The sequence below is a fragment of the Vibrio toranzoniae genome, assembly GCF_024347655.1.
Classification (GTDB): domain Bacteria; phylum Pseudomonadota; class Gammaproteobacteria; order Enterobacterales; family Vibrionaceae; genus Vibrio; species Vibrio toranzoniae.
Genome location: NZ_AP025514.1, coordinates 565,667 through 592,008 on the forward strand (window position 1 = coordinate 565,667; position 26,342 = coordinate 592,008).

Here is a 26,342-nt window from a genome sequence, read left to right on the forward strand (position 1 = left end):
TAGCAGGTTTTAGTTGATCATAATGGAACTGATCCGAGGTATACACAATATAAAAGCGCAGCATCGTGGCTGTGTATTAACCATAGGTAACTTCGATGGTGTTCATTTAGGACATCAAGAGGTGCTAAGTCAGGTTTCTAAACAAGCGGCAGTATTAGGACTCCCCTCTGTTGTCATGACGTTTGAACCACAGCCTATGGAGCTGTTTGCCCGAGATAGAGCGCCAGCACGTTTAACTCGCTTGCGAGATAAATACGTGCAACTGAGTAAGCTAGATATCAGTCGTTTACTGTGCGTTAATTTTAACCAGTATTTTGCAAGTTTATCTGCGGAAGCATTCATTAAAGATCTTCTGGTTGATAAGCTGGGTGTTAAGTTCTTGGTGGTTGGTGACGATTTTTGTTTTGGCAAAGGTCGCACGGGTAATTTCGCTATGCTTAAAGAAGCTGGCGAAAAATATGGTTTTGAGGTGGTAAGCACCCAGAGCTATTGCTTAAACCAATTACGAGTAAGCAGCACCGAGATACGAAATGCATTAGCGGCTGATGACTTGGCTGCAAGTGCAACCATGTTAGGGCGTGATTACAGTATTAGTGGTCGTGTTTCTCATGGTCGAAAATTAGGGAGAACCATAGGTTTCCCTACCGCTAACATTCCATTAAAGCGTTGCGTTTCTCCTGTTTCGGGAGTCTATGTTGTTGAAGCTTTGGATATCGACGGTGTTCCTGTCGGTGGCGTGGCTAACATTGGACAACGACCAACGGTTAATGGCGTAAGGCAGCAATTAGAAGTGCACTTTTTTGACTTTAAAGCCAATTTATATGGTAAACAGTTAGAAGTACGACTTTTACACAAACTGCGCGACGAGATAAAATTTGAATCGTTCGACGCATTAAAGAATCAAATAGAATTGGATGCTGAAGCCGCAAGGGTGTGGCTGCTTCAGCTAAAGAATTAATCGGATGATTCCACCGGTTAACATAATGTCTAACTTCGCCCAATATAACGGAATTAAGAATCGATGAGTGATTATAAAACTACCCTGAACTTACCAGAAACAGGGTTCCCAATGCGTGGCAATCTGGCAAATCGTGAGCCAGAAATGCTTAAGCGTTGGTATAAAGAAGATCTTTACGGCGAAATCCGTAAGGCAAAGAAAGGTAAAAAATCTTTCGTACTGCATGATGGCCCTCCATACGCGAACGGCGACATTCACATTGGTCACGCGCTGAATAAGATTCTTAAAGACATTATTATTAAATCTAAGACCCTTTCTGGTTTTGATGCACCGTATATCCCGGGTTGGGACTGTCACGGTCTTCCAATCGAGCTAATGGTTGAGAAGAAGAAAGGTAAGCCTGGTCAGAAGATTTCGGCTGCTGAATTCCGCGAAGAGTGTCGTAAGTACGCTGCGGGCCAAGTTGAAGGTCAGAAAGAGAGCTTCAAACGTCTTGGTATCATGGGCGAGTGGGACAAACCTTACCGCACTATGGATTTCGGCACAGAAGCGAACATCATTCGTTCTCTAGGCAAAATTGCAGACAAAGGTCACCTTCTGAAAGGTTTCAAACCAGTGCATTGGTGTACTGACTGTGGTTCTGCTCTAGCTGAAGCTGAAGTTGAATACAAAGATAAAGTTTCTCCATCTATCGATGTGAAGTTTTCTGCAGCTGACGAAGCGGCACTTCTAGAGAAATTTATGCTAGCTGGTGAGCACGCTGGTCAAGGTGAAATTTCTATCGTTATCTGGACAACAACACCATGGACTCTGCCTGCTAACCGCGCAGTCTGTCTACGTGATGATCTTGAATACGTACTTATCCAAGTTGAAGCGAATGGCGACCAGCCTGCTCAACGTATCGTTGTTGCTTCTGATCTAGCAAAAGACGTAATGGATCGTGCCGGTATCGAGCACTTCCATAACCTTGGTTTTGCAACTGGTGCTGATCTTGAGCTTTCTCTGTTCAACCACCCGTTCTACGACTTTACGGTTCCTGCTGTTCTTGGCGACCACGTTACAACGGATTCAGGTACTGGTGTAGTTCACACTGCGCCTGGTCACGGTCAAGAGGATTTCGTGGTTGGTAAGAAATACGACTTAGAAATCGCTAATCCAGTAGGCTCAAACGGCGTTTACCTGCCAGATACTGAGCTATTTGCTGGTCAGCATGTATTCAAAGCGAACGACTCTGTTTTAGACGTCCTAAAAGAGAAAGGGGCACTTCTGCATCACCACGCTTACGAGCACAGCTACCCACACTGTTGGAGACACAAAACTCCAATCATCTTCCGTGCAACACCACAATGGTTCATCTCTATGGATCAAGCTGGCCTACGTGCAAAAGCACTAGAGTCAATCAAAGGTGTTGAGTGGTTGCCGGAATGGGGCCAAAGCCGTATCGAAGGTATGGTTGAAGGTCGCCCTGAGTGGTGTATCTCTCGTCAACGTACATGGGGCGTACCAATTGCTCTGTTCGTTCATAAAGAGACGTCAGAACTTCACCCAGACAGCCCTGCGCTGATTGAAAAAGTAGCGAAGCTAGTAGAAGAGAAAGGCATTCAAGCTTGGTGGGATGTAGATGCTGCTGAACTTATGGGCGCAGAAGACGCTGATAAGTACGAAAAAGTCATGGATACGCTAGACGTATGGTTTGACTCCGGTGTGACGCATTTCTCTGTTGTTGATTCTCGTGAAGAGTACAACTTCCCGAATGAAGAAAGAACGCACAGTGCCGATCTTTACCTTGAAGGTTCTGACCAACACCGTGGCTGGTTCCAGTCTTCTTTGATTTCATCTATCGCGATGAAAGACGAAGCACCATACAAGCAAGTGCTAACGCACGGTTTCGTGGTGGATGGTAAAGGCCGTAAGATGTCTAAATCTATCGGCAACGTTGTTGCTCCTAAAGATGTAACCAACAAGCTGGGTGCGGATATCCTACGTCTATGGGTTGCTTCCACAGACTACACCGGTGAAGTGGCGGTTTCTGATGAAATCTTGAAGCGTTCAGCTGATGCTTACCGTCGTATTCGTAACACGGCTCGTTTCTTCCTAGCGAACTTGAATGGTTTCAACCCTGAAACTGACCTAGTACCTGCTGAAGAGATGGTTGCACTTGATCGCTGGGCTGTTGGTCGTGCTCAAGCTGCACAAGAAGAGATTGTTAAAGCATACGGCGAGTACAACACTCACGGTGTGACTCAACGTTTAATGCAGTTCTGTTCTATCGAAATGGGTTCTTTCTACCTAGACGTAATTAAAGATCGTCAGTACACAGCGAAGCAGGGCAGCCATGCTCAACGTAGCTGTCAAACGGCGCTTTACTACATCGTAGAAGCTCTAGTTCGTTGGATGGCACCTATCATGTCGTTCACTGCCGATGAGATCTGGAACGAAATGCCCGCTTCTCTTCCAACCGGCGAAAAACGTGACAAGTTTGTATTCACAGGCGAGTGGTTCGAAGGTCTATTTGGTCTTGCTGAAGGCGAAGAGCTAAGCAACGAATTCTGGACTGAAATCCAGTCTGTTCGTGGCGCAGTGAACAAGCTCCTTGAAGATGCTCGTAAAGAGAAAACGATCGGTGGTGCACTGCAAGCTGAAGTGACTCTGTACGCTGACGACGCACTAGCGGCTAAGATCAACAAGCTAGAAGATGAGCTACGTTTCGTACTTATTACTTCTACTGCGGTTGTTAAGCCACTAAGCGAGAAGTCTGATACAGCTCAAGCGACAGACGTTGAAGGTCTATTCGTTGAAGTAGCGGCGACTGAAGCTGAGAAGTGTGACCGTTGTTGGCACCATACTCCAGATGTAGGCACTATCGAAGGTCACGAGAAAGTTTGTGGTCGTTGTGTGTCGAACATTGACGGTGAAGGCGAAGTGCGTAAGTTCGCATAACCGCTCAGAGAAAGACTGAACTTTTTGTAAAAATTATAGCCCCAGTATCAACTGGGGTTATTTTTAATTATAGGAAATGTGTTTCGCCAAGTTGAGTACTGATGATCACTTAAATCGAGTGAAAATGAATACTAACTTAGTAAATACTAGGAATAGAAATGAGTGAAGTTTCGTTAAAACAATCTGGTGTGCGTTGGTTATGGTTGGCTCTGCTGGTTTTCCTTGCCGATATCGGCATTAAACTTTTCGTCATGGACAACATGGGTTATGGCTGGGTAAATCGTATTGAGGTGCTGCCGTTCTTTAACTTTTTGTATGTTCATAACTATGGTGCGGCTTTTAGCTTCTTGAGCGACCAAAGTGGTTGGCAGCGTTGGTTATTTACCGGTATCGCATTTGCAGTAACAGGCATGCTGACGTACTGGATGAGCAAACTACCAGCGACAGAAAAGTGGAACAACATTGCTTATGCGATCATTATTGGTGGTGCGGTTGGCAACGTATTTGACCGAGTAGTACACGGCTTTGTTGTCGATTACTTAGACTTTTACTGGGGCACTTACCACTGGCCTGCTTTCAACTTAGCGGATATGGGAATCTGTATCGGTGCAGCGATGATCATCCTCGATGGTTTCCGCAAGAAAGACGAAAGCAAATAAGTGAATAAGCCTTAAGTAAAAACGCTTTGAAATAGATTGCCTTAAAGTCAGTCTATGACTCACAGAATAGAATAGCCCTAAGCGCTGTCGGTTGATTCCGGTGGCGCTTTTTTTTATGCTTCAGTCAACAAGGAAGCAAAGCACCATGCGTCCCCTAAATAATAAAGAAGTCTAAGGAAAGTAACGTGGCAGCAATTAAAAACGATTCAGCAGTAACCCTACATTTTACGATTAAAATGAAGGATGGTTCCGTTGCCGATAGCACCGAAAATATGGGTAAACCCGCGAAGTTCGTTATGGGTGATGGTAGCCTAAGTGAGAACTTCGAAGCGTGTTTGCTTGGACTTGAAACCGGTACTGAAAAGTCTATCGAACTGAAAGCACAAGATGCGTTTGGTATGCCGAACCCAGACCATATCCACCATATGGATAAAACAAAATTTGCTGGTGATGCTGATGTTGAAGTTGGCACTATCATGGCATTCTCTGGCCCTGACGGTATGGAAATCCCTGGGATTATCACTGATATCGCGGGAGACTCAGTAACGGTTGATTTTAATCACCCGTTAGCAGGTCAAGACGTTACTTTTGATGTCAACATCTTAGCGGTAGAATAGTTATCTTCACGGTGGAGTAGCTAGTTTAACGGTAGAATAACTATCTTAACGTTAGAATAGCGCCGCCTTACAGGTGTGATACAACCCAGAGCTTCACTGTCTAGGCGCTTCACTGTAGAATGCGAACCTCGCTGACGGCGAACTCTAGAGAAACAACCTTAGTACCGCGGTAAATGATGAGCAATGAAATGAAAATAATGTTAGCTAACCCTCGTGGCTTCTGTGCCGGTGTCGATCGTGCGATCAGCATCGTAGAGCGCGCACTTGAAATATATCAGCCACCGATTTATGTTCGCCATGAAGTGGTACATAACCGCTTTGTTGTTGAAGGGCTTAAGCAACGTGGTGCTATTTTTGTCGAAGAGCTGAGTGAAGTGCCAGACGATAACATCGTGATCTTTTCTGCTCACGGTGTATCTCAAGCGGTTCGTAAAGAAGCGAAAGAGCGCGATCTCACCGTATTTGATGCGACGTGTCCATTGGTCACTAAAGTTCATATGGAGGTTGCTCGTGCGAGTCGCAAACATATGGAAGTGGTGTTGATTGGTCACGCAGGTCACCCTGAAGTGGAAGGGACTATGGGTCAGTACGCTAGCCAAACCGGTGGAATGTATTTGGTTGAAAGACCAGAGGACGTACAAAACCTAGTAGTGAACGACCCAACTAACTTACATTACGTTAGCCAAACCACCCTGTCAGTTGATGAAACCGCAGATGTGATTGAAGAACTGCGCCGTGTATTCCCACAGATCCAAGGCCCACGTAAAGACGACATCTGTTATGCGACTCAAAACCGTCAAGACGCAGTACGTGATATGGCAAATGATGTAGACGTAGTGATTGTGGTTGGTTCTAAGAACTCATCGAACTCAACACGTTTGAAAGAGCTGGCTGAGAAGCTAGGCACACCGGGTTACCTTACGGATTGCCCTGAAGACATTCAAACAGAATGGGTTGAAGGCAAGAAGAAAATCGGTGTAACGGCAGGGGCTTCGGCTCCAGAAGAGCTAGTAAACCAAATCTTGGACCGCATTCGTGAGTTGGGTGCTACCGAGGTTGAAGAGATTCAAGGTCGTGAAGAGAATATGTTCTTCGAAGTGCCCAAAGAGCTGCAGATTAAACAAGTCGACTAATCTTTATCGACTTGTGATGCTAGCGATTCGCAACACAGTTGAATCGTAAACACTATCGATTTGCAAACACTATTGATTTGTAAACAGCAGGAAGCCAACGTTGATGCGTTGGCTTTTTTGATCGTGCTTTATGTCCCACCCTGAAATATGTTTACTGAAGGCCGAGCTGTTCTTTTAACGTTTTGAGGTAGCGACGGCTAACAGGGACTTCAAAGCCCGTCAGCGTGATGATCTCGGCTAATCCATTTTCTAATAGCTTGATCTCTTGGATCGATTTTATGTTGATCAAATACTGTCGGTGACAGCGGATCAAGTCGGTTTTTTCTTCTAAGGTCTTCAAGGTTAACTGTGAGGTTGCGGTTTGCGATGAGCTACGTACGTGGACACCGCTGATATCGGAATACGCGCACTCGACCGTTTGGCTTGCCATGATCACTATACGGTTATGTCCAATACACGGAATCTGCTCTAAATGACAAGGGGCGATGACTGATATGTCTTGTTCTGGCGCTTTGTGGTTCTGTTTGATGATCTTATTCAGACGACAAACACTTTTGTTTAATCGACAAGGCTCAACAGGCTTGAGTAGGTAATCAAAGGCATTATCTTCAAAGGCTTGAATCGCATATTGGTCATAGGCTGTTACGAATACTACGTAAGGCATAGTGTCTGGATCAAGCATGCTCAGCAGTTCAATTCCGGTAACTTGCGGCATTTGAATATCTAAATACACTACATCAGGCTTGAGCTGGTTGATCTGCTTTAGGCCTTCGATCGCGTTGCTTGCTTGACCGATGACTTCCACTTCTCCAGTTTCAGTCAGTAGTTCAATCAGTTCTTCACGAGCAAAAAGCTCATCATCGACAACTAATGCTTTTAACATCCTACAATCTTCATCTTGATTCTATCCCTGTTTGATTCACGTTTGGCTTCTAAATAGTACGGTTACTTAGAGGCTATCATCTACGAAAGCACCGTTATTTTAGTATAGGTATGATAAAGCTCATTCGAGTAAATTGCTGTGGTTGAGATTCTATTTTTAGTGCTGAGTCTTGTCCAAAGAAATTCGCAAGTCGTTTATCAACAATTTCCATTCCTAACCCCACATGGTCTTGAGACGGCTTCTGATAGTTGCCTGCATTGTCTTCCACGATCAGCTTGAATCCCCCCTTGAAAGCCTCGCTATAAATCTTCACTTTGCCGCCTTCTAGCATGTTTGAAATGCCATGTTTTATGGCATTTTCAACCAGTGGCTGCAGGGTAAAGCTCGGCAATTGAGAGTCATACAGTAGCGGGTCGATATCCAATTCCACTTCTAAGCGGTCGGTAAAGCGTGCCTTTTCTATGGTCAGGTAAGCATTCACGTGTGCCAGTTCGTCTTTGAGTTTCACAGTGTTGATGTTCTGCTTAAGGTTGCTTCTAAAGAAGTGAGATAGGTGCTGAATAAGCTCTCGTGCTTTATCTGGGTCACGACGTGTAACGGCACTGATGGTATTCAGCGCATTGAACAAGAAGTGCGGGTTAACTTGAGCGTGCAGCAGTTTGATTTCAGCTTGGGTGAGCAGGGTCTGCTGCTGCTGATAGTTGCTGAATAGGATCTGGCTTGAAAGCAGTTGAGCGATACCTTCTGCCATCGACATGTTAATGGTCGAGAACAGTTTCAACTTTGGCTCATACAGTTTGATGGTACCGACGACTTCATTACCCGCGCGCAATGGGATAATAAGCGCAGAACCTAACTTGCAATCTTGAGATAGAGAACATTGGTATGGGTTCTCTTTACCATCAAGGTAGATGATGTCGTTTTGTTCCATCGAGGTGAGGGTGCTCTGCGATGAAATTGGAGTGTTAGGGATGTGGTGTTCATCGCCAATGCCGACGAACGCGAGAATTTTTTCTCGGTCGGTAATCGCCACCGCACCGACGTTGGTTTCTTCGTAAACGATACGCACTATTTTTTGTGCGTTATCGGAATTGAAGCCACCATGCAGAATACCCACAGAACGCTCGGCGATGGTTAATGCGCGGCGCGAGAAAGTAGCTGAATATTTCTCGAAGATGGTTTTCCTGTCTTGGATGATGCTCATGAACAGCGCGGCACCCACTGAGTTGGCGATGATCATTGGCGCGGCAATATCGGAAACTAAAGCATAAGATTGCTCAAATGGCTTAGCGACTGCGAGCAGAATCAACATCTGAATGATCTCTGCAAACAGGGTGACAGAGAACACCACCAGCGGATTAAACAGTTGGCTGGCTTTGTTTTTTCTCACTAAGTAAACGTGTAACAGTCCGCCAATCAAGCCTTCTGCTGTCGTGGAAATAGCACAAGCTAAGTCCGTAAAGCCACCTAATGAGTAACGATGAATACCGCCAGTAAAGCCGACGGCAAAGCCAACGACAGGGCCACCAAACAGACCACCCATCACTGCGCCCATCGCTCGCGTGTTGGCGATGGCGTCATTGATCTGTAAGCCAAAATAGGTGCCCATAATGCAGAACAGGGAAAACAGAACGTAGCAGCTGATCTTATGACTTAAACGTGAAGAGATGCTCAACAAAGGGAGAATCAGTGGGGTTTTACTTAGCATGTAAGCAATCACTAAGTAGACACAGGTTTGTTGCAGCAGAGAGAGAATGAGTTCCATATTTTCACCTATTGAGACGCTTGTTAAGTGTAAAGCTCATTGCTTGGTAACGGTAGCTTTGCTTGTCTTTTCGCTGGATATATAGGCTTCCAAAGGGGCAAAATTAATGCCTAAAAACAATAAAGCCCATCACAGTGGACGGGCTTTAGTCTTATTTTCCACGAATCACCGAGTGATTACGGGAGCAAGCGAAGTGTGTTTGGCTTGTTCTTTTGTCTCTTTCTATGAAGATTGGTCTCTTGTTATCAAGAGCTTTAAAGAACTAGGCTGTTTTAGTCACCGGTTTTGATTCTTGATCTTGTTCTTCGTCAGCTAGGTCGATATCGCCTTTGCCTTTTGAAATCTTGATAACGTAAGCCGTAATCAGTAGAGATGACACCACGCCTACGATTGTTGAGATTTGCATAGGCAGACCAAAACCCAGTTGGCTGTTGTTCAGGATGAATGTGATACACACAGACGTCATGAAGATAGCTGGAACCGTTGTTACCCAGTGCAGTTTGTTGTGACGAAGTAGGTAAGCTGAAGCTGTCCACAGCATCATTACTGCCGTTGATTGGTTAGCAAAACCGAAGTAGCGCCAGATGATGCCGAAATCTACTTGAGTCAGGATGCCACCAAGAACGAATAGCGGTAGTGCCATCAGTAGGCGGTTGCGCAGTGTTTTCTGTTCCATGTTGAAGTATTCAGCAAGGATAAGACGGCTTGAACGGAATGCTGTGTCACCAGAAGTGATTGGTAGGATAACCACGCCAAGGAAAGCAAGGATACCGCCAAATACACCCAGTAGACCAAATGACGCGCTGTATACCACGTTACCCGGGCCGCCGTTTGCAATCGCGTCAGACAGAGACTCAACTGAACCGAAGAAAGACAGAGCAAGGGCACACCAGATTAGAGCGATGATGCCTTCACCAATCATTGCGCCGTAGAATACGAAGCGACCGTTCTTCTCGTTTTCCATACAACGCGCCATCAAAGGAGACTGAGTTGCGTGGAAGCCAGAGATTGCGCCACAAGCGATGGTGATGAATAGAGCAGGCCAAAGTGGTAGATCATTCGGGTTCATGTTGGTGAACATGTCTTTCATCTCAAAGCCACCCATGATTTGGTGCTCGTCAGATAAACCAATCGCAGTGATTAGGCCAACAGACATAAAGATAAGCAGCGCGCCGAACAGTGGGTAGAAGCGACCAATGATTTTATCGACAGGGACAATCGTTGCGATGATGTAGTAAGCAAAGATGATAACAACCATCGTCGTTGCAGACATCGCGAAATCAGTTTGGTCGTTCACTAGGTTAGTGATCATACCTGCAGGAGCAGATACGAAAACCACACCAACAAGAAGCAGTAGAACAATGGCAAAGATGTTCATAAAGTGTTTTGCGCCATTGCCTAAGTAACGTCCAGTGATGGTTGGAACCGAAGCTCCGCCATTACGAATAGATAACATACCTGAGAAGTAGTCGTGTACTGCACCTGCGAAGATACAACCTAGAACGATCCAAAGCATTGCTGCTGGGCCGTAAAGGGCACCCATGATTGGACCGAAGATTGGACCTACACCTGCAATGTTAAGCAGCTGAACTAGGTAAACCTTTGGTGTTGACATTGGAACGTAGTCCACGCCATCTTGCTTGGTATGAGCGGGTGTTTGGCGCTTTTCATTGATACCGAAAATCTTCTCGATAAAGGTACCGTAAATAAAGTAGCCACCAATGAGTGCTGCAACACAGGTAAGAAACCACATCATAATTTGTTATCCCTGAATGTATTAATTAAGTCAGGGTGTATATTAAAGGAGTCGATGAGAAGAAACTTCCGCTATGAGAGTGAGTGGTCGAATAGCCAATTTAACGGTGCTATGAATGATTGAGTGGTTTGTTCACTGTGTTGAGTGGCGGATATTTCTATCGAGAGGCTTCTTGCCTCTATAAAGAGGTTGTTTGAGTTGGCTTAGCGGCGGCGACTGACTTTGAGTGGTCGGAATTAGCCTAAAGTGGCAAACATTAGACAATAAGTGGACATCAACAGGCGTTCAGCGGAGAATCACCACCAAGGCAACGCTTCGTCAGAAAGTGGTGAAGTAACAATATAAAGGATTGAAATGAAAAAAATAATCGCACTATTCGCCGTGGCATTTAGCCTTGCAGGATGCAGCGCCAATATTCAAGATTTAGCGGCAGAAGGTAACTGGCAAGAGATTGGTTTCCGTGACGGTATTAAAGGCAATACTCAGCGTTCGTATTCGGAGATGACTGAGCTTGGCGCAGTCGATCAAGCAAGTTACACCGAAGGTTATCACCTAGGTGTGACGGAATATTGTAATCCGAACCATGCTTATCAGATTGGCTTGTCTGGTCAGATGTATGAAGGCGTGTGTTCTGGTACGAAAGACGCTCAACGTTTCCGTATGGAGTGGCAACGTGGTTGGGATGAGTTCTCAAACGACTATTAAGCCCAAGCTGGCGATAAAAAATTAAAACTAAAAAAGACCAGTACCGCATGTGTACTGGTTTTTTTGTATGTCGCGGCGTAACACTCAACAGCATAAGCATAAGCATAAGCAGATTACTGATTATTCTCGACCGCTTTTCTCAAGAAGCCATTTTGTTGGTCAAGCTGAGCCTTGGCGGCCTCAAGATCAAGCCCTGTCAGGATCATCAAAATAGCGAGCTTCACGTCATAATCGGTGGTTTTTAGCGTCGATACGGCCAGTGCTTTATCACACTCCGTCGCTTGAATCACGATACGAGCGGCGCGGGCAACCAGCTTCTCATTGGTCGCTTTAACATCGACCATCAGGTTCTGGTAGCTTTTACCAATGCGGATCATGCTCGCAGTGGTTAGCATGTTGAGCACTAGCTTTTGTGCCGTACCTGATTTGAGCCGTGTTGATCCCGTTAGTGCTTCTGGGCCAACCACTGGGCTAATTGCGATCTGTGCGATCTCGGCAATTGGAGAATCAGGGTTACAAGACAGCGCTACGGTCACCGCACCGATTTGATTGGCATAGTTGAGCGCACCAATCACATAAGGTGTACGGCCACTGGCTGCGATACCGACCACAACATCGTTTTCTGAAAATTGAATCGCTTTCAGATCTTCAATACCAAGAGTCAGCGAGTCTTCCGCGCCTTCTTTGGCTTTTAAAATGGCTTCTGGGCCGCCAGCGATGAGACCGATAACCATTTTGTCTGAAACACCAAACGTCGGTGGGCATTCTGATGCGTCTAACACACCTAATCGACCACTGGTGCCTGCGCCCATATAAATCAGTCGACCGCCGTTTTGGAAGGCGTGAGCGATCTTGTCAACGGCTTGAGCGATCTGTGGCAGTTCGGCCTCGATAGCGAGTGGTACTTGTTTGTCTTGTTGGTTAATCTTTTCAACCACTTCGAGAGAGGTGAGTAGATCAATATCCATAGTATCAGGATTTCTCCCCTCCGAAACGAGGTGCGAGAGCGCTGATATGAGAGCGTTGTTACTCATAATGATCCTTAAATGGTGATTCTAAAATGATGGTTCTAAAATTGTTTAGTCAGCACGATAAAGAACGCCTAGAGAGGCAGCCCTGCTTGCGCCAGTCACTTCGGGTAAATTGCTTGGCAGTTGATGGACATGACGTTGAGCAAGCCACGCAAAGGCCATCGCTTCCATGTAGTCGGCATCAACGCCTTTACTGGTGGTCGATTCCACTTCCCAGCTAGGAAGCAGTTCAGACAATCTTTTCATCAACAATGGGTTTCTCGTACCGCCGCCACATACATAGAGTGCTGGTTGGTTACCCAAGCGATAAGTCTCCACTTCATTGGCTATCGTCAATGCGGTGTATTCACAAAGCGTGCGCTGAACATCTTCTGCTGAGATGTCGTTAAATTCTGTTAATTGTTGCTCTAGCCAAGGCAGATTAAATAGCTCTCTGCCAGTACTTTTCGGCGGCATCTGAGATAGATAAGATTCATTGAGCAGCTGTTCGAGTAAAGCTTGATTGAGCTTGCCTTGAAGTGCGAACTGCGCATCACGGTCAAACTTTTCACCTGTGTGTTTATCTACCCACGCGTCCATCAACATATTGCCCGGGCCTGTATCATAACCAAGCGTTGGCTGATTTGGGCGCAGCACTGAAATATTCGAGATACCACCAATATTCAACACCACAACCGAGCTCTCTTGCGGGTGGAAAATCGTATGGTGAAAAGCGGGGACGAGTGGCGCACCTTGCCCGCCAAGCGCCATGTCTTTGCGTCTGAAATCGGCGACGGTTTGAATCTCTGTTTTCGCTGTAATGATATTGGCATCACCCAACTGCATGGTAAATGGCGATTCGCCGGTAGGCTGGTGGAATACCGTTTGACCATGATTACCAATGGCCGTCACTGAAGATGCTGGAGTACCTGACTTTTCGAGAAGTTGCAGAACCGCATCAGCAAATAGATGGCCAAGCTGGTGGTCAAGTTCACCAATGGCAATCAAATCCGTTTTCTGACCAATACACACCTCAAGCAGACGGGCTTTTATATCTTCAGGCATAGGGAATTCATCATGAGCAAGCAATGTGATACGAGTGCCTTCTATCGACACTAAAGCCGTATCAACGCCGTCCATACTCGTGCCTGACATCACGCCAATATATAACTCTGACTTCATTGTTCATTTCCTAAGTTGAGCATGTGGATCTTCTGGTGAGCGATAACTTCGGCACCATCCTGAGCGTTACCTTGAATGTCTAAAGCGCGAGCTTGAAGCCCTTGAGAGAGCTTAGAACGATAGAATTGTCCTAAGCTGCCTAAAAACATAATCGGTAAGCTGTTATTTTCTGCGCATGTTCGTGTGAGCTTCTCTATTTCTTCAATACCTTGTTTTAATATGGTACTTGCCGTTGAGCAGCGCTGTTCTATATCAACGAGCTCTCGTGCAAATTGCGCATAATCGGTCGCATTGGCCGTGTTGAGCCACTTTAGAATGTTACTACGTTCGCTGCCTATTTTATTCATGACAAGCTGGCTTGTTAAAGAGGATCGTTTGTCATCAAATTCGGCTAGAGTTTGCTGCACAGCTCGAAATCCAAGCCAAGCGCCACCCCCTTGATCGCCAATCGGGAACCCCCACCCACCAAACTGATGAGTCACATGTTGGGTATCTAACTGAATGGCAACCGAACCGGTCCCAATAGCAATGCAGTTAACGCCTTGCCCTGTGTTAGCACCAAACACTGACGCTTCAGCATCGGTTGTCACATATAGGTGTGGGAAGTGGGCTAACGCCGATTTTAGCTTGGCTTTTAAATGACTATTTCCAGCACCAGCAACGCCAACCACAATATAGCACTGTTTGGCTTTAATCTGATTTACACTCAACATTTCCTCAATATAATGAGTCAGTTGAATGATTGCCGCCTCACCATACAAGGTCAATGACGTTGCCGCTAAAGTACGTTCTTGAATGACACTTGGTGTCGTTGATATTTGCTTCAGTCTCATGGCGGTTTTGGTTCCACCGCCATCGACTGCCAAAGTATGGGTAATCATTGGCTAAACCGTTTGTAGTTTATTAACTTCTTGAGTCTGTTTCTTACCTAGAAGGCACACGATTAATGATACAAAGGTGCCCACGCAGAGTTGATACGGAAAGGCTAATCGAACACCCACCCAATCCGCGTTAACCGCGCCCATCACACTGTCCCATACATAAGCTTGCATCAGTAATGTCGTTAAGAAGCCTGCCATTAGAGCTAAAGCGACTGAAGTTTCGTTGCCGCGTTCAGTGAAAATTGCCGTGAAGTAGACGCCCAGTAATCCGGTGTAAGCAAACACCATCACACTTAAAGCGAACGATAACAGTGGCATGTCTGTGTACTGTTGCCAGTAGTAACAAAGGATACCCATGCTACCCAAGGCTACGGCCGCTGCAGCCATTCCAAAACGGCCAGCTTTTACGTAATGGAAGTCATCTTGTTCTCCCTTACGAGCTTCTAACCAAGGCTTGTAAATATCTTGTACCGCAACTGAAGACATCGAGTTTAAGCCAGAGTTTAGTGTCGATAGTGCCGCGGCAACCACCCCAACCGTTACTAAGCCACGAAGACCTGCAGGCATTTCATTCAGCACGTAGTACATGAAGATCGTGACGTTTTCGCCATTAAAATTTTGCACGACGTCTTTGCCTTCAACACCCATCAGTTCAGGTCTTTGGTAGAAGACATACAAGAGTAGGCCAATCGACATAAATACCAACACGACAGGAATCGAGAAGATGATTGAGTTGATCATCGCCTTTGAACCTTGCTTGGCATCTTTACAAGTCAAAACGCGTTGCGTCATGTCTTGATCAAGGCCAAATGCCCCTATGTTTAACAGGACAAAACCAGTGATACATGCCCAAAAACTGAAGGTGCCAGCAGGGCTAAAGTCGAGCGTGAAATCGAGTAGAGTCAGCTTCGAGGATTGTCCTTCACCCGGATTAGTAAGTACCTGAGCAATTTGGCTAAAGTCTGCAGGGATCTGACCCAGTAGATAGACAATTACCGCAATAGCTGCGCCGACGTACACAACAAGCTGGATTAAGTCACTCCAAATAACGGAACGAATGCCGCCCATGTAGGTATAAGCGAGGCCAACGGCGACAAGAATGACCACCGAAGTGACTACGCTGCTTGGGTCAATGTTGGTAAACAGAATCATGGATACTGCGATAGCCGCCATGTATAGGCGCGCACCAGAAGCAAACACACGGCCCACCAAGTACATCACACCTGCGCGCTGTTTGGTCTTCTCACCAAAGCGTAGTTTCAGTAGTTCATAAACGGTAGAGACTTTGTTGTGGTAGAAACGAGGAATTAGAACGAGCGCGACAAAAATTGCACCAAGAATACCGCCGATGTTGGTCGCTAGGTAAGTGAGATCACCACGGTAGCTAGACTCTGGTCCACCTAAAAACGTCGCTGCGGATTGTGAGGTCGCCAGTACCGAGATAGCAACAACCCACATTGGCATTGAGTTACCACCTAAGAAATAGTCCTTGGTACTTGTGATTTTTGTTCGGCTAAAGTGCCAACCAGTAAAAGCGATAATGGCGAAATATATCGCAAATACCGCCCAGTCCAGCGAGGTAAATAGTGAATTCATAGCAGCTCCGTAGCATGAATAGGGTAGAGGGTGTTTATTATTATTTTTTCAGAATGTCAGTTTGAATAATGAGTTTCAAAATCTATTCCTTGGTGGAATAGTGACCAATGGTTTTCTTTGACAGTGATCCCAGAAGGTTGTGTCAGCTATTCCAAACAGCAGAGTGTGAAGGAATAATTATTCCAATTAAAATACAAAACTCGTTATGATAACGAGATTCGGTCATAGGGAAGGGGAAGAGCGTTTAATGAAAGGCATTGCGAAAGTTAAAGCGTTATTACCAAAACTCTCTCCATCAGATTCGCTGGTGGCTCGTTACGTACTGGATCATCCACAACAAGTTAAGCAACTCTCCTCTCCTGAGTTGGCCAAAGCGGTAGGCGTGAGCCAGTCGACGATCGTAAAGTTTAGTCAGAAACTCGGTTACAAAGGGTTTTCTGAGATGAAGATGAAGCTCTACCAGAGTGACATGACCTATCAGCCAGTGTCACAACGCGGGATTCATGGCACGATCACCAGAAAAGATCCGCCTGATACCGTGATGGACAAACTTCTTGCAAGTAAAACACAATCGCTTGAGCGTACCGTGTTATTAAATGAAGGCGAACAGCTGAGCAATGCCGCTGATTTACTGCACCTTGCTAATAAGGTACAAATCTCAGGAGTGGGTGCATCGTCTCTAGTCGCCAAAGACTTCGCTTATAAACTGATGAAAATAGGTCATGCCGCAAATGCAGAGCAAGATGCCCATATTCAGATTGCTAATACCGCTTCTCTCTCTGAAAATGATGTCTTGGTTGCGATTTCCTACTCGGGAGAAACCAGAGAAGTGGTGAAGGTTGCGCAGCTGGCGAGGTCGAAAAAGGTCAAGGTGATTGTGATTAGTCAATTATCTCCTTCTGCTTTAGACAAATATGCGGACATCAAACTTATCTCGGCAGCTGACGAAAATCATATTCGCAGTTCATCGATTACAGCTCGAGATAGTCAGCTTTTTATTACTGACTTGTTGTTCATAGCGTTAACTCAGCAAGAAGAGCAAGCCGACCAATTAATTGAACAAAGTAAATCTGCAGTAGCGGAATTTAAGCAATAGAAGGAAATGTTATGGGACCGTTGTGGGTTGATGTTGCAGGCTACGAACTGACCGCTGAAGACAGAGAAATTTTAGAGCATCCAACCGTTGGTGGTCTCATCTTATTTGCTCGAAACTACCACGATAGTAAGCAACTATCGGCGTTAAACAAAGAGATCCGTAAAGTTGCGAAACGTCCTATTTTGATTGGTGTTGACCAAGAGGGAGGACGAGTACAACGCTTCCGTGACGGCTTTTCAATTATCCCAGCAGCTCAAGAGTTTGCGACCAAAAACAATGGCGAACAATTAGCAGAACAAGCGGGTTGGTTGATGGCAGCGGAATTGACTGCCCATGATATCGATCTTAGCTTTGCGCCTGTTTTAGACAAAGGTCACGACTGTAAAGCGATTGGTAGCCGAGCATTTGGTGAAGATATCGACACTATCGTTCGCCACAGCAGCGCTTTTATTAAGGGCATGAAATCGGTTGGCATGTCAACAACAGGCAAGCACTTCCCAGGACACGGTGGCGTGATTGCTGACTCACACCTTGAAACGCCTTATGATCCAAGAGACGACATCTTTGAAACCGACATGGCGATCTTCAAGGCGCAGATTGAAGCGGGAATATTGGATGCCATGATGCCTGCACACGTGGTTTTCTCTCATTACGATGATCAGCCAGCAAGTGGCTCTCAGTATTGGCTGCAGAAAGTATTGAAGCAGCAGCTTGGGTTCAAAGGTTTAGTTTTTTCTGACGACTTAACCATGGAAGGGGCTGCCATTATGGGTGGGCCTGCCGACAGAGCAAAGGCTGCCTTGAATGCGGGTTGCGACATGGTGTTGATGTGTAATAAACGAGAGGCACAAATTGAAGCTCTCGATCACTTAGCGATTCAAGAGGTGCCTTTAGCCACCTCATTGCTTAAAAAATACAGTTTTGATTTACCGACCCTTCACTCAGATGCTAGGTGGAAAGAGACCTCAGAGACGATCAAGCGAATGCTCGGCAGTGAGTGATAAATAAACACATAATAAATTTAGATAGGGCGATATGAGAAATATCGCCTTTTTTGTATGTGCGAGGCGTGGTTTAGGTCTTTTTATTACTCTGAACAAGCTAAAGTAAGAGTGTAAATTTAAATTTACAGCTAATGTTTTTTTAAATGTACACTTGAAATCGTTTTTTTAGCTGTTATTGTGTTTTTAAAGATTGTTAGCCCAAATGGAAATGTTGGGTGTAAAAATAAATATACAGGTTGGGTTATGCAGAAAAGTGAATTAAGCAATGTCAATATCATCGACGAACAGGTACTGATTACTCCTGAAGAGTTAAAAGCAAAACTGCCTTTGAGTGATAATGCTCGTCGTTTCATTCAAGAGTCTCGTCAAACTATCGCAAACATTATTCATAAGAAAGATCATCGCATGCTTGTTGTATGTGGCCCATGTTCTATCCATGACATTGAAGCGGCGAAAGAGTACGCGAAACGCCTAAAAGCACTTTCTGAAGAACTGAGTGATCAACTGTATATTGTAATGCGTGTTTACTTTGAAAAGCCTCGTACTACCGTTGGCTGGAAAGGCTTGATCAATGACCCTCATCTAGATGGTACTTTTGATATTGAGCATGGTCTGCATGTTGGTCGTGAGCTACTGGTTGAACTTGCTGAGATGGAAATTCCACTAGCAACAGAAGCATTAGACCCAATCAGCCCGCAATACCTAGCAGACACGTTCAGCTGGGCAGCCATCGGCGCGCGTACCACTGAATCACAAACTCACCGTGAGATGGCAAGTGGTCTTTCAATGCCAATCGGTTTTAAAAACGGTACCGATGGCAACCTAGGCACAGCAATCAATGCAATGCAGGCGGCGTCTTCTAGCCATCGCTTCATGGGGATCAGCCGCGAAGGTCAAGTTGCACTACTAACAACGCAAGGTAACCCAAATGGTCACGTTATTTTACGTGGCGGTAAGCAGACGAATTACGATTCAGTGTCAGTACATGAATGTGAACAAGAACTTGGTAAGTCAGGCTTAGATGCGGCACTGATGGTTGACTGCAGCCACGCGAACTCTCGCAAAGATTTCCGTCGCCAACCCCTAGTTGCTGAAGATGTGATTCACCAAATTCGTGAAGGCAACAAGTCGATTATCGGCCTTATGATTGAAAGTCATATTAACGAAGGAAATCAATCTTCGGATATACCTCTCAATGAGATGAAATACGGCGTATCTATAACCGACGCGTGTATCAATTGGGATTCAACTGAGGCACTATTGAAGCATGCACATACGGAATTAGTCCCGTTCTTAGAGAACCGTTTGAAAGGTTAGTCAGAGTTTATATTTAAGTGCCTCATCTAATGGGGTATTTTAAGATCTGTTGCTAACGAACCTGCGTCAGTGCGGGCTTATAGATTAGTACGGGTTTATAGATTAGTAAGGAATAAAATGGCCGTTGAACTGAACGAATTACGCGACCAAATCGATGCTGTCGATAAACAAATGCTGGATTTACTGGCTCAGCGGTTGGCTCTAGTAGAGAAAGTTGGTGAAGTAAAAAGTGAACATGGTTTACCTATTTATGTGCCAGAGCGTGAAGCAGCAATGCTGGCATCTCGTCGTCAAGAAGCCGAGAAAATAGGGGTTCCGCCACAGCTAATCGAAGATATTTTACGTCGTACTATGCGTGAGTCTTATGCCAGCGAAAAAGATTCTGGTTTTAAGTGTCTTAACCCAGAGTTACGTTCAGTGGTTATCGTTGGTGGTAATGGTCAACTTGGTGGCTTGTTTGGCCGTATGTTTAAGCTTTCTGGCTACGAAGTGAAAATCCTTGGCAGCCAAGATTGGGATAGAGCCGACGAGATTTTAGATAACGCAGGGCTTGTGGTTGTTACCGTCCCAATTCACCTAACGGAAGGTGTAATTGCAAAACTGGGTAACTTACCAAGCGATTGTATTCTTTGTGATTTAACGTCGATTAAATCAAAGCCTCTGCAAGCAATGATGAACATCCACCAAGGCCCTGTGGTTGGATTACATCCAATGTTTGGCCCTGATGTTCCAAGCCTTGCCAAGCAAGTGATTGTTTACAGCGATGGGCGTGGCTCTGAAAGCTACCAATGGTTACTGAATCAATTTGGTATCTGGGGCGCGAGCCTTTGCCAAATGGACGCCGCTGAGCATGACCACGGCATGACATTGATTCAAGCACTGCGTCACTTCACCTCTTTTGCTTACGGTTTACACCTGAGTAAAGAGAACCCGAACATTGACCAACTTCTGAAGTTAAGCTCGCCAATCTACCGTCTAGAGATTGCGATGGTCGGTCGTCTGTTTGCTCAAGATCCGAACCTGTACGGTGATATTATTCTTTCTTCGGACGAGAATATTGAAATGATTCGACGCTTTCACCGTCGTTTCGGTGAAGCGTTAGAAATTTTAGATGGCAAAGATAAAGCTAAGTTTGTTGATAGCTTTAACCAAGTGAGCGAGTGGTTTGGTGATTACTCTCAACAATTCTTGCAAGAGAGCCAAAGCCTGTTAAAGCAAGCACATGACTCGATTCATCGTGGCTAATTACGGTTTGAATAATAAAAAAGAGCGATCATTTGGTCGCTCTTTTTGTTTGTGTTGAATGACTCTAAAGCATTTGGCCTACAGTAGGCTAAAAGGAATTAGATCATCATAGGCCAAACCAACTTGCCCTAATAACTAATAACTAATGGTTAATAACTAGTTAGTCGCGATAGGCTTTTTAATATCTTCACTCGACACGGTGTCGATGGTCGAACTGATGTAAGGTACGTTTGTCAGGTTGATCTGCAAGCGAACCACATTATCAATCAACTGAACCAGCGGGCCCCACTTCACTTTATTTTCTTTTTCAAAAACGTAATTGAAGTTTTCAGGCGTCCAATCCATCAGATATTGAGGGTTCAGTGAGCGACCTAGGAAGCGTACTTCATAATGTAAATGTGGACCGGTTGAGCTACCGGAGTTACCACAGCTTGCGATCACATCACCTTTGCTCACAAATTGCCCGCTACGTACTTTGAATTTCTGCAGGTGAGCATAAGAACTCATGAAACCAAATGAGTGGCGCATGGTTATGAAGTTACCGAAGCCTTTGTTACTTGGGCGAACCGTTTCAATGACACCATCTGCGGGTGCTAAGATGTCTTCACCACGCTTACACGTCAGGTCGATGCCTGTATGAACGTGGCGTTTACCTGTAATAGGGTTAGTACGGCGACCATAAGAAGAAGAGATACGTTGATAAGCCATAGGGCTGTCGTTTGGAATCAAACGGAACATGGTGGCTCTTACTGCTGAATCGACGGCAGCGGCATCAATTCTGTCTTCTAAAGAGACATCATCGGTCAGTAGTTCTTCGTCAGCAAGGCCAAGTACCGATTCAACGTCAAATACACGCTTACCAAGCAGTTGAATCGTGCCTTCTTTCTCTGTCAATGTTTGCGATAGAGAATGATTGGTATCAACTTGTTCAGCATAAAGAAACTCGGTTTGTTCTTTTTCAACAATCAGCGTTTCAATCAACTGTTGGGCATCACCCGCTTGCTGTGCGAGTTCTTGTTTACTCTCGAAGTGCATGTATGCCGCTCCGCCAATTAATAGCGGTACTGAAAAAATCGCAGTGGTGCACATGAGCACGGCTTTTCGGCCGAAGTAAAACGTCTGTTCCCCCTGACTAGAGGGAATAGTAATGGAAACTTTTTTAGACATGGTTCTGTACTAATTAGATGCTTTTAATAGAAAAAAGGTAACTGAGATCTTATTCACAACCTAAGTCGGTAAGGTGTTTAATCTCTCTATAAAGCAATTCATCATCGCCAACATTAAGTTCCACAAGGCGCTTAAGGTGACTGATACTATCAATATCTAAATGCTCTATGCGTAAACGCATTGAGGTATTGATGGTAGAGACTATCGTTGCTTCTAACTGAATATTGATATCACTGCTTGTCAGCGTAAAGCTGACCTGAACAGGAATATTGTCGCTGAGTTGTTGTAATTCATTACATTGAATGAGTAGGCCATGAAGAGATAAGTCTTGTATTGAGCCAGATATGTTTACTTGTCCTTGTGACAATTTTACTGGGACTTGATAAACAACTCGTGAAAACTGACGTCTTTCTATCATAACGAATATCTCTATATCAATGTGTAATACGTAATTCAGATATATCAAAGGCCGCTATTATCGCGGCCTTTGTTCAGAATACAAGCTAATTTACTTAGATATACGCTTGTACTTGATGCGGTGTGGTTCCGCCGCTTGAGCGCCCAGAGTCTGTTTTAGCCACTCAGTGTACTCAGTGTAGTTACCTTCGTAGAAGTTAACTTGACCTTCATCACGGTAGTCTAAGATATGGGTTGCAATACGGTCAAGGAACCAACGGTCATGCGAGATAACCATTGCACAACCAGGGAACTCAAGCAGTGCTTCTTCAAGAGCACGTAGCGTTTCAACGTCAAGGTCGTTGGTTGGTTCATCGAGTAGCAGTACGTTACCGCCTGCTTTTAGCAGTTTCGCTAAGTGAACACGGTTACGTTCACCACCAGAAAGCTCACCGATGATTTTCTGTTGGTCGTTGCCTTTAAAGTTGAAACGAGAGCAGTATGCACGCGCAGGGATTTCGAAGTTGTTGATCTTAATGATATCAGCGCCTTCAGAGATCTCTTGGAATACTGTCTTGGTGTCGTCCATGCTGTCACGGAACTGATCAACAGAAGCAAGCTTAACGGTTTCACCAAGTTCAACTGTACCTGAATCTGGCTGTTCTGCACCGCTTAGCATCTTGAATAGTGTTGATTTACCTGCACCGTTGGCACCAACGATACCGACGATAGCGCCTTTAGGCATGCTGAATGATAGATCGTCGATAAGAACGCGATCACCAAACGATTTAGTCAGGTTGTTCACTTCAAGAACTTTGTCACCTAGACGCTCACCCGGCGGGATGAACAGTTCGTTAGTTTCGTTACGCTTCTGATATTGACCAGTAGTCAGTTCTTCAAAACGAGCCATACGAGCTTTAGACTTAGCTTGACGGCCTTTAGGGTTTTGACGAACCCATTCAAGTTCTTTCTCGATTGTCTTTTGACGTGCGCTTTCGCCCGCTTTTTCTTGTTTAAGACGCTCGTCTTTCTGTTCTAGCCAAGATGTGTAGTTGCCTTCCCATGGGATACCTTCACCACGGTCAAGCTCTAGGATCCAGCCAGCTGCGTTGTCTAGGAAGTAACGGTCGTGGGTAATTGCCACAACAGTGCCACTGTAATCAACGAGGAAGTGCTCAAGCCATGCTACTGATTCTGCATCCAAGTGGTTGGTTGGTTCATCAAGAAGCAGCATGTCTGGCTTCTCAAGAAGTAGACGACAAATAGCAACACGACGACGCTCACCACCTGATAGGAATTCAATTTTCGCATCCCACTCAGGAAGACGAAGTGCGTCAGCTGCACGCTCTAGAGCGGTTTCTAGGTTGTGGCCGTCTTTTGCTTGAATCAGTGCTTCTAGTTCGCCTTGCTCTTTAGCAAGTGCATCGAAGTCTGCATCTGGTTCTGCGTAAGCTGCGTAAACTGCGTCGATACGCTTAAGTGCGTCAGCAACGTCAGAAACCGCTTCTTCTACGATCTCACGCACTGTTTTTGATTCGTCTAGTACAGGTTCTTGCGGTAGGTAACCGACTTTAAGACCTTGCTGTGCACGAGCTTCACCATCAATATCAGTATCAATACCAGCCATGATACGTAGTAGGGTAGATTTACCTGAACCATTTAGACCCAAAACACCGATTTTAGCGCCAGGAAAAAAGCTAAGAGAAATGTCTTTAAGAATTTGACGCTTAGGTGGAACCGTTTTGCTCACCCGAGACATGGTATATACGTATTCAGCCATTGCCGATCGATCCTAATTATTGTTCAAAATTGTCTGCTATTTTATACCAATATCCCCAAAGATGTTACTCCTAGGGCAGAAAAGGCACTCTTGAAGGAATCCTTACCTATTATTGTCACATTGGTCATTAAAACTATATTTAATGATCTTCTGAGGTGAAGTGTTAAATATTAATAATATTTACACTCAAATCCTTTACATTTGATGTGAGGTCGGGCGTAAATAGATTTCACGTATTCATACACGCACTAAGGAAAGAGCGAATGTTTTTCCGAATTGGTAATACGAAAATTGCTGTGGTTGCATCGGCAGTTTTGTCTTCATTTTCACTGGCTCCGATGGCTTTAGCGAGCAATGCATCCGAGCTTGAAATGCAGCGTGATGTTTATGATAGAGCGCAAGAGGTTTTAGACAACCATGATCTAAAAGCCTATTCCGCGCTACGTAACAAGATTCAAACATATCCTTTAACGCCTTATACCGATTATCGAGCTTTTCTTATTGGCTTAGGAGAGCGTACACCGGCTGAGGTGGATGCTTTTATTGAACAGAATAAAGCACTGCCATTTTCTAATCGTATGCGCGCACCTTATTTGGATTCATTGGCTTTTCAAAAACAGTGGAAGACCATCCTTGAGTTTCAAACTAAAGAACCTGTTGGTGAAAAATACCAATGTATCTATTACCGAGCGCATTACGAACAAGGCAATCAAGAGCTTGCTTTTAAAGGGGCTAAGCAACTTTGGTTAAGTGGTAGTGGTGTTGATGACGCCTGTGATCCTCTGTTTGAGAGCTGGGATCAAGCCGGTTTAAGAACGGATGAGCTGATACTAGAAAGGATGTTGTTAGCGTTCGAAGGTCGCAGCGGTAAATTGATGACTTATCTAATTAAGCAATTAGATAGTGATGAGTCAATTGCCCAAGCGAAACAGATGAAGGCGTTGTACAACAAACCCGAGGATGTCCTCGCTTTCGCTAAAAAGCACCCTGAGAATGAATTTTACCAAGCTCAAACCGAGTTTGGTTTCGAGAAATTGGCAAGGAAGTCAGCAAGCAGTGCTCAGGAGGTGTTTGATGAGGTCATCAAGGCTCAGAAGTTCTCGAAAGAAAAATCTCAAGAGCTTGCCGATTACCTAGCATTTCGTTTGATTAATACGGATTCTGAAGAGTTGATGGCGTGGCGAGACAAAATACTCGTGAGTTCATCAAAACAAGTGTTGCTTGAACGACGTGCTCGTTTAGCGATTCAGCATGCAGATTGGACTGGTTTACAAGAGTGGATAGCACGCTTGGATGATAAACATCAAGCTTCGCTTCGCTGGCAATATTGGCTGGGTAGAACTGAGATAGCGTTAGGTGATACTGCCAAAGGCAATAAGCGACTAGCCGGTATTTTAGGTAGGCGTAATTTTTACAGTGTCGCGGCGGCTAAACAGTTAGGTAAGCCCGTTCAATATCCGACATCAGTACTCAAATACAATGCTGAGATGATGAAGCCGTTCGACACCTCTTTGGTTCGTATTGGTGAGTTGATTGACCGAGATAAAATTGCGGCAGCGAAGAGTGAATGGCGTTGGTTATTAACCAATGCGGACAAAGAGCATAAGGCGATGTTTGCTGCCCATGCCGCGACACAGCGTTGGAATCACTTAACAGTAACGGCGAGTATTGCAGCGAAGATGTGGGATAACCTTATTCTGCGTTTCCCTGTTGCCCATAAATGGTGGTTTAATTTCTACGCCGAAAAGCACGATATTGATCCCATCACTTTAATGGCTTTATCGAGACAAGAGAGCGCTCTGGACTCAGAGGCACGCTCTCCTGTTGGGGCGCGTGGTATCATGCAAATCATGCCGAAAACGGCTCAATACACGGCTAACAAGCATCAAATTAAGTATCAGGGTAGCGATGATCTTTATGATGTTGGCAAGAACATTGAGATTGGTAGTCACTATTTAGATGGTTTACTTTCTCAATACGACAACAACCGTATTTTTGCTTTGGCTGCTTACAATGCCGGACCGAGCCGAGTGAGGCAGTGGCGTTCGCGCAGTGACGAAAAGCTCGATGCGTATGCCTTTATTGAAATGATCCCTTTTAAAGAGACTCGTGGTTACGTCCAAAACATCTTGATGTTTGAAGCTTATTACCGAGATATCTTAGGAGTGAAGGGGGAATTCTTGGCTCCTCATGAGGTAAAAACGAAATACTAATACTCGGTGCTTTGTCCTAAATTGAGTGGTATCGAAAGC

General features: G+C 45.1%; 21 protein-coding genes. 11 read left to right on the forward strand and 10 right to left on the reverse strand.

Going from position 1 to position 26,342, the window contains the following annotated elements; genetic code table 11:
• Window positions 1-22: 22 nt before the first annotated feature.
• The 5 genes from ribF (at window position 23) to ispH (ending at window position 6,307) form a co-directional block, all read left to right on the forward strand.
• Complete coding sequence (gene ribF, locus OCU50_RS02500; protein ID WP_060467205.1) at window positions 23-958, forward strand: bifunctional riboflavin kinase/FAD synthetase; 936 nt, start codon at window positions 23-25, stop codon at window positions 956-958.
• Between the two features lie 63 nt (window positions 959-1,021).
• On the forward strand, window positions 1,022-3,898 hold the full coding sequence (gene ileS, locus OCU50_RS02505; RefSeq protein WP_060467206.1) for an isoleucine--tRNA ligase: 2,877 nt from the start codon (window positions 1,022-1,024) through the stop codon (window positions 3,896-3,898).
• Between the two features lie 158 nt (window positions 3,899-4,056).
• On the forward strand, window positions 4,057-4,557 hold the full coding sequence (lspA, locus tag OCU50_RS02510) for a signal peptidase II (RefSeq protein ID WP_060467207.1): 501 nt from the start codon (window positions 4,057-4,059) through the stop codon (window positions 4,555-4,557).
• 185 nt (window positions 4,558-4,742) lie between these two features.
• A complete protein-coding gene (fkpB, locus tag OCU50_RS02515) occupies window positions 4,743-5,174 on the forward strand; it encodes an FKBP-type peptidyl-prolyl cis-trans isomerase (RefSeq protein WP_082710315.1) in 432 nt (143 codons plus the stop codon).
• Between the two features lie 176 nt (window positions 5,175-5,350).
• Entirely contained in the window at window positions 5,351-6,307 is a 957-nt protein-coding gene (gene ispH, locus OCU50_RS02520; RefSeq protein WP_060467239.1) for a 4-hydroxy-3-methylbut-2-enyl diphosphate reductase, read from the forward strand.
• Between the two features lie 151 nt (window positions 6,308-6,458).
• Here ispH and btsR read toward each other — a convergent pair whose 3' ends face one another.
• The 3 genes from btsR to OCU50_RS02535 form a co-directional block, all read right to left on the reverse strand.
• Window positions 6,459-7,190, reverse strand: coding sequence for a two-component system response regulator BtsR (btsR, locus tag OCU50_RS02525; protein WP_060467208.1), 732 nt, complete (start codon window positions 7,188-7,190; stop codon window positions 6,459-6,461).
• Window positions 7,191-7,284: 94 nt separating this feature from the next.
• Window positions 7,285-8,955, reverse strand: a complete 1,671-nt coding sequence (locus OCU50_RS02530) for a sensor histidine kinase (protein WP_060467209.1) — start codon at window positions 8,953-8,955, stop codon at window positions 7,285-7,287.
• A 262-nt stretch (window positions 8,956-9,217) separates the two neighbouring features.
• A complete protein-coding gene (locus OCU50_RS02535) occupies window positions 9,218-10,711 on the reverse strand; it encodes a carbon starvation CstA family protein (RefSeq protein WP_060467210.1) in 1,494 nt (497 codons plus the stop codon).
• A gap of 354 nt (window positions 10,712-11,065) precedes the next feature.
• Here OCU50_RS02535 and OCU50_RS02540 point away from each other — a divergent pair, with 354 nt between their 5' ends.
• Window positions 11,066-11,416, forward strand: a complete 351-nt coding sequence (locus tag OCU50_RS02540) for a DUF2799 domain-containing protein (RefSeq protein ID WP_060467211.1) — start codon at window positions 11,066-11,068, stop codon at window positions 11,414-11,416.
• A 113-nt stretch (window positions 11,417-11,529) separates the two neighbouring features.
• On the opposite strand, the gene murQ is transcribed toward OCU50_RS02540, so the two are convergent.
• Genes murQ through OCU50_RS02560 form a run of 4 tightly spaced genes read right to left on the reverse strand, consistent with a single transcriptional unit; the run spans window position 11,530 to window position 16,085 of the window.
• Window positions 11,530-12,450 (reverse strand): N-acetylmuramic acid 6-phosphate etherase, encoded by a 921-nt coding sequence (gene murQ, locus OCU50_RS02545; RefSeq protein ID WP_060467212.1) that lies wholly within the window; start codon window positions 12,448-12,450, stop codon window positions 11,530-11,532.
• A 45-nt stretch (window positions 12,451-12,495) separates the two neighbouring features.
• Window positions 12,496-13,608: an anhydro-N-acetylmuramic acid kinase gene (locus OCU50_RS02550; protein WP_060467213.1), complete on the reverse strand. Its 1,113-nt coding sequence runs from the start codon at window positions 13,606-13,608 to the stop codon at window positions 12,496-12,498.
• A complete protein-coding gene (locus OCU50_RS02555) occupies window positions 13,605-14,489 on the reverse strand; it encodes a glucosamine kinase nucleotide-binding domain-containing protein (protein WP_060467214.1) in 885 nt (294 codons plus the stop codon). Before OCU50_RS02555 ends, OCU50_RS02550 begins: the two co-directional genes overlap by 4 nt.
• A gap of 3 nt (window positions 14,490-14,492) precedes the next feature.
• Window positions 14,493-16,085: a sodium:solute symporter gene (locus tag OCU50_RS02560; RefSeq protein ID WP_060467215.1), complete on the reverse strand. Its 1,593-nt coding sequence runs from the start codon at window positions 16,083-16,085 to the stop codon at window positions 14,493-14,495.
• Window positions 16,086-16,332: 247 nt separating this feature from the next.
• Between OCU50_RS02560 and OCU50_RS02565 the strand changes: the two genes are divergently transcribed.
• The 4 genes from OCU50_RS02565 (at window position 16,333) to tyrA (ending at window position 20,747) form a co-directional block, all read left to right on the forward strand.
• Window positions 16,333-17,181, forward strand: a complete 849-nt coding sequence (locus OCU50_RS02565) for a MurR/RpiR family transcriptional regulator (RefSeq protein ID WP_060467216.1) — start codon at window positions 16,333-16,335, stop codon at window positions 17,179-17,181.
• Between the two features lie 11 nt (window positions 17,182-17,192).
• Window positions 17,193-18,182 carry a beta-N-acetylhexosaminidase gene (gene nagZ / locus OCU50_RS02570; RefSeq protein ID WP_060467217.1) on the forward strand — a complete coding sequence of 330 codons (990 nt, stop codon included), beginning with the start codon at window positions 17,193-17,195 and terminating at the stop codon, window positions 18,180-18,182.
• A gap of 246 nt (window positions 18,183-18,428) precedes the next feature.
• Window positions 18,429-19,502: a 3-deoxy-7-phosphoheptulonate synthase gene (locus OCU50_RS02575; RefSeq protein ID WP_060467218.1), complete on the forward strand. Its 1,074-nt coding sequence runs from the start codon at window positions 18,429-18,431 to the stop codon at window positions 19,500-19,502.
• 117 nt (window positions 19,503-19,619) lie between these two features.
• Window positions 19,620-20,747 carry a bifunctional chorismate mutase/prephenate dehydrogenase gene (gene tyrA, locus OCU50_RS02580; RefSeq protein ID WP_060467219.1) on the forward strand — a complete coding sequence of 376 codons (1,128 nt, stop codon included), beginning with the start codon at window positions 19,620-19,622 and terminating at the stop codon, window positions 20,745-20,747.
• A 156-nt stretch (window positions 20,748-20,903) separates the two neighbouring features.
• Here the strand turns inward: tyrA and OCU50_RS02585 are convergent, their stop codons facing one another.
• The 3 genes from OCU50_RS02585 to ettA all read right to left on the reverse strand — a co-directional run bounded on the left by OCU50_RS02585 (window position 20,904) and on the right by ettA (window position 24,090).
• Window positions 20,904-21,914 (reverse strand): M23 family metallopeptidase, encoded by a 1,011-nt coding sequence (locus OCU50_RS02585; protein ID WP_060467220.1) that lies wholly within the window; start codon window positions 21,912-21,914, stop codon window positions 20,904-20,906.
• Between the two features lie 49 nt (window positions 21,915-21,963).
• Window positions 21,964-22,332, reverse strand: coding sequence for a PilZ domain-containing protein (locus OCU50_RS02590; RefSeq protein ID WP_060467221.1), 369 nt, complete (start codon window positions 22,330-22,332; stop codon window positions 21,964-21,966).
• A 90-nt stretch (window positions 22,333-22,422) separates the two neighbouring features.
• The gene (gene ettA / locus OCU50_RS02595) at window positions 22,423-24,090 is read right to left on the reverse strand and encodes an energy-dependent translational throttle protein EttA (RefSeq protein ID WP_017629779.1); all 1,668 of its coding nucleotides are present in this window, start codon (window positions 24,088-24,090) and stop codon (window positions 22,423-22,425) included.
• 263 nt (window positions 24,091-24,353) lie between these two features.
• On the opposite strand from ettA, the gene OCU50_RS02600 reads away from it, so the two are divergent.
• Window positions 24,354-26,303, forward strand: coding sequence for a transglycosylase SLT domain-containing protein (locus OCU50_RS02600; protein ID WP_060467222.1), 1,950 nt, complete (start codon window positions 24,354-24,356; stop codon window positions 26,301-26,303).
• Window positions 26,304-26,342: the final 39 nt, after the last annotated feature.

Excerpts from the sequence above, each read along its gene's own strand:
- OCU50_RS02575 (WP_060467218.1), top strand. The coding sequence starts at position 18,429 with ATGCAGAAAAGTGAATTAAGCAATGTCAATATCATCGACGAACAGGTA.
- ileS (WP_060467206.1), top strand. The coding sequence starts at position 1,022 with ATGAGTGATTATAAAACTACCCTGAACTTACCAGAAACAGGGTTCCCA.
- tyrA (WP_060467219.1), top strand. The coding sequence starts at position 19,620 with ATGGCCGTTGAACTGAACGAATTACGCGACCAAATCGATGCTGTCGAT.
- OCU50_RS02585 (WP_060467220.1), bottom strand. The coding sequence starts at position 21,914 with ATGTCTAAAAAAGTTTCCATTACTATTCCCTCTAGTCAGGGGGAACAG.
- OCU50_RS02560 (WP_060467215.1), bottom strand. The coding sequence starts at position 16,085 with ATGAATTCACTATTTACCTCGCTGGACTGGGCGGTATTTGCGATATAT.
- OCU50_RS02550 (WP_060467213.1), bottom strand. The coding sequence starts at position 13,608 with ATGAAGTCAGAGTTATATATTGGCGTGATGTCAGGCACGAGTATGGAC.
- OCU50_RS02555 (WP_060467214.1), bottom strand. The coding sequence starts at position 14,489 with ATGATTACCCATACTTTGGCAGTCGATGGCGGTGGAACCAAAACCGCC.
- OCU50_RS02600 (WP_060467222.1), top strand. The coding sequence starts at position 24,354 with ATGTTTTTCCGAATTGGTAATACGAAAATTGCTGTGGTTGCATCGGCA.
- btsR (WP_060467208.1), bottom strand. The coding sequence starts at position 7,190 with ATGTTAAAAGCATTAGTTGTCGATGATGAGCTTTTTGCTCGTGAAGAA.
- OCU50_RS02530 (WP_060467209.1), bottom strand. The coding sequence starts at position 8,955 with ATGGAACTCATTCTCTCTCTGCTGCAACAAACCTGTGTCTACTTAGTG.
- nagZ (WP_060467217.1), top strand. The coding sequence starts at position 17,193 with ATGGGACCGTTGTGGGTTGATGTTGCAGGCTACGAACTGACCGCTGAA.
- OCU50_RS02565 (WP_060467216.1), top strand. The coding sequence starts at position 16,333 with ATGAAAGGCATTGCGAAAGTTAAAGCGTTATTACCAAAACTCTCTCCA.
- OCU50_RS02590 (WP_060467221.1), bottom strand. The coding sequence starts at position 22,332 with ATGATAGAAAGACGTCAGTTTTCACGAGTTGTTTATCAAGTCCCAGTA.
- lspA (WP_060467207.1), top strand. The coding sequence starts at position 4,057 with ATGAGTGAAGTTTCGTTAAAACAATCTGGTGTGCGTTGGTTATGGTTG.
- OCU50_RS02535 (WP_060467210.1), bottom strand. The coding sequence starts at position 10,711 with ATGATGTGGTTTCTTACCTGTGTTGCAGCACTCATTGGTGGCTACTTT.
- murQ (WP_060467212.1), bottom strand. The coding sequence starts at position 12,450 with ATGAGTAACAACGCTCTCATATCAGCGCTCTCGCACCTCGTTTCGGAG.
- OCU50_RS02540 (WP_060467211.1), top strand. The coding sequence starts at position 11,066 with ATGAAAAAAATAATCGCACTATTCGCCGTGGCATTTAGCCTTGCAGGA.
- ribF (WP_060467205.1), top strand. The coding sequence starts at position 23 with ATGGAACTGATCCGAGGTATACACAATATAAAAGCGCAGCATCGTGGC.
- ettA (WP_017629779.1), bottom strand. The coding sequence starts at position 24,090 with ATGGCTGAATACGTATATACCATGTCTCGGGTGAGCAAAACGGTTCCA.
- ispH (WP_060467239.1), top strand. The coding sequence starts at position 5,351 with ATGAGCAATGAAATGAAAATAATGTTAGCTAACCCTCGTGGCTTCTGT.